The organism is Finegoldia magna (assembly GCF_018371055.1).
In the GTDB taxonomy this organism is placed as follows: domain Bacteria; phylum Bacillota; class Clostridia; order Tissierellales; family Peptoniphilaceae; genus Finegoldia; species Finegoldia magna_I.
In genome coordinates, this window is the sequence record NZ_JAGYZD010000213.1 from 1 (window position 1) to 2865 (window position 2865).

Below are 2865 nucleotides of genomic sequence, written 5' to 3' on the forward strand. Positions count from 1 at the left end.
ATTCCAAAACTATAAGAAGTTGGTCTGTGTCGATGGTGTCATTTTCTTTGATTAGGATTGATTTTACAATTCCTTCTGATTTGGATAGTATGTTGGTTTCCATTTTCATGGCTTCCACTACTACCAATGGGTCGTTGACTGATACTTTGTCGTTTTCTTTGACTAATACTTTTACGACTCTTCCTGGAATTGATGCTCCGATTTCTTTGTCGTTGTTAGGATCTGCTACTGATAGGTTGTCTTCTTCACGTTCAGTTATTTTTGCAGATTCATCGAACACTCTGACTTCACGTCTGTTTCCGTTGACTTCATAAGTGAAGTTTCTGTAGCCATCTTTTTCCAATCTTCCTTTTTCAATAAGTTTGATGATGAGGATTTTGCCTTCTTCTATTGGGACTTCGACAGTTTCTTTTTCGTTTATTCCTTCGAAGAATGTCGGTGTGTCCATATAAGTGAAGTTGCCTTTTGTTTTTCGGTAGTCGATGTATTCTTCGAATACTTTTGGATAAAGTGCGTGTGATACGATGTCTTTTTCATCGAATTCCATTTTGTATTTGTCTTCTAAATCTTTTTTGTCTTTTTCAAAATCAAATGGGTCGATGTAAAGTCCCGCTCTTTGTGTGATTGGCTTTTCATCTTTTAGTACGATTTTTTGTAATTTTTCGTTAAATCCACCTTCAGGTTGTCCCATCATTCCTTTGAAGAATGATATTACAGAGTCTGGGTAGTCAAGGTTTTTGCCTTTTTCGTAGATGTTTTCTGGAGTGAGTCCATTTGCAACCATGAATATAGCCATGTCTCCGACCATTTTGGATGATGGTGTAACTTTGATGATGTCACCTAGCATGTCGTTGACTTTTTTGTACATTAATTTTACTTCGTCGAATTTTTCTCCAAGTCCGAACGATTCTACTTGTGGTTTGAGGTTGGAATATTGTCCTCCAGGAATTTCGTAGCGATAAATTTCTGTTGTACCACTTTTCAAATCGCTCTCAAATTGTGAGTAGTATGAGCGAACGTCTTTGTAGTAGTTGCTGATTTTGTCACAGTTTGAAAGGCTGATTCCCGTTTGACGTGGCGTGTTTTCAAGAGCTGCTACGACTGAGTTGAGTGCAGGTTGACTTGTGAGTGAACTCATTGAGTTGAAGCAAGTGTCCACTATGTCAACTCCAGATTCACAAGCGTTGATTATCGTAGCGACTCCGTTTCCTGTGGTGTCGTGTGTGTGCAAATGAATTGGAACAGAGACTTCGTTTTTCAATGCTGAGATTAGCTTAGTTGCTGCGTATGGTTTTAAGAGTGCGCTCATATCTTTTATGGCGATAATATTTGCGCCGATGGATTCTAGTTCCTTTGCCTTTTTCACGTAATATTCTAGTGAGTATTTGTCTCTTGATTCGTCCAAAATGTCACCTGTGTAGCAAAGCGTTGCTTCCAAGGTTTTTCCTTGTTCAAGTACGCTGTCACACGCAAGTCTCATTCCGTCGATGTAGTTTAGAGAATCGAACACTCTGAACACGTCGATTCCGTTTTCTGCGGCTTTTTGTACGAATTTTACCACGACATTATCTGGATAATTTTTGTATCCTACGGTGTTGTTTCCACGAAGTAGCATTTGGAATAAGATGTTCGGAATTCTTTTTCTAAGTTCTTGTAGTCTAATCCAAGGATCTTCCTTTAAAAATCTGTAGCTTACGTCAAATGTTGCGCCGCCCCACATTTCCAAACTGAACAAGTCCTTCATCAATTCATTGGTAGCTTCTGCGATAGGAAGCATATCTCTTGTTCTCATTCGTGTCGCCATTAATGATTGGTGCGCATCTCTTAGGGTTGTGTCTGTGATTAGAAGTTTATCTTGGTTCAAAATCCAATCGCTAAGTCCCTTGGCACCTTTTTCTTCGAAAATATCTTTGGTTCCTGTAGAATTTGTCTTGGTAAATTCTGGGATTTGTGGAATGTTGTAATCTTTTTTGTCGTTATTAATGGAGCGTTCACTGATGAAATTCAACACTTTTAATTCTTTGTCTGTCGATGGTTTGATGTCGAAGAGTTCAGGATTTTTGGAGATAAATCCCGTGTCACAAGTTCCCTTGTGGAATTCTTCAGTGTTTAGAACATTGATGATGAAGCCGATATTTGTCTTCACGCCGCTGATTTTTGTTTCTCTCAAAGCACGGATTGCTTTGTTGATTGTGTCGTTGAATGTTCTGGAGAAGGCAGTGATTTTAACCAAAAGTGAATCGTAATATGGTGTGATTACTGAGCCTGTGAATCCATTTCCACCGTCAAGTCTCACGCCGAATCCGGAACTTGTACGATACAAATCAATCTTACCAGTATCAGGCATGAAATTATTCGCAGGATCTTCTGTCGTGATACGGCATTGAATTGCGTAACCGTTGCAGTGAACATCGTCTTGTGAATAAATTCCTATCTCATCTGAATCAAAACTTTTGCCGTCTGCAATCAGAATTTGAGTTTGAACGATATCTATTCCAGTGATAAGTTCACTAACTGTGTGTTCTACTTGAACTCTTGGGTTTACTTCGATAAAATAGTGGTTTTCGTCTTCGTCCACCAAAAACTCCACAGTACCGGCGTTTGTGTAGCCAACTTCTTTGCAGATTTTGATGGCATCGTTGTGAAGTTCGTTTTTTGTCTTTTCAGAAATTGAAAATGCAGGAGCGAATTCCACAACTTTTTGGTGACGTCTTTGAATGGAACAATCTCTCTCATACAAGTGTAGAATATTTCCGTGATTGTCGGCTATGATTTGCACCTCAATGTGTTTTGGATTGCGGATGTATTTTTCGATGAACATATCGTCTGATCCGAAAGCCTTCTTGGATTCGTTTTGTGCGCTGA

1 protein-coding gene is annotated in these 2865 nt (G+C 39.1%); it reads right to left on the reverse strand.

Annotation, left to right across the window (positions count from 1 at the left end; translation table 11 throughout):
* Positions 1 to 2865, reverse strand: a 2865-nt coding sequence (locus tag KHW44_RS08105; protein WP_304068244.1) for a pyruvate carboxylase, incomplete at both ends; no start/stop codon positions are given.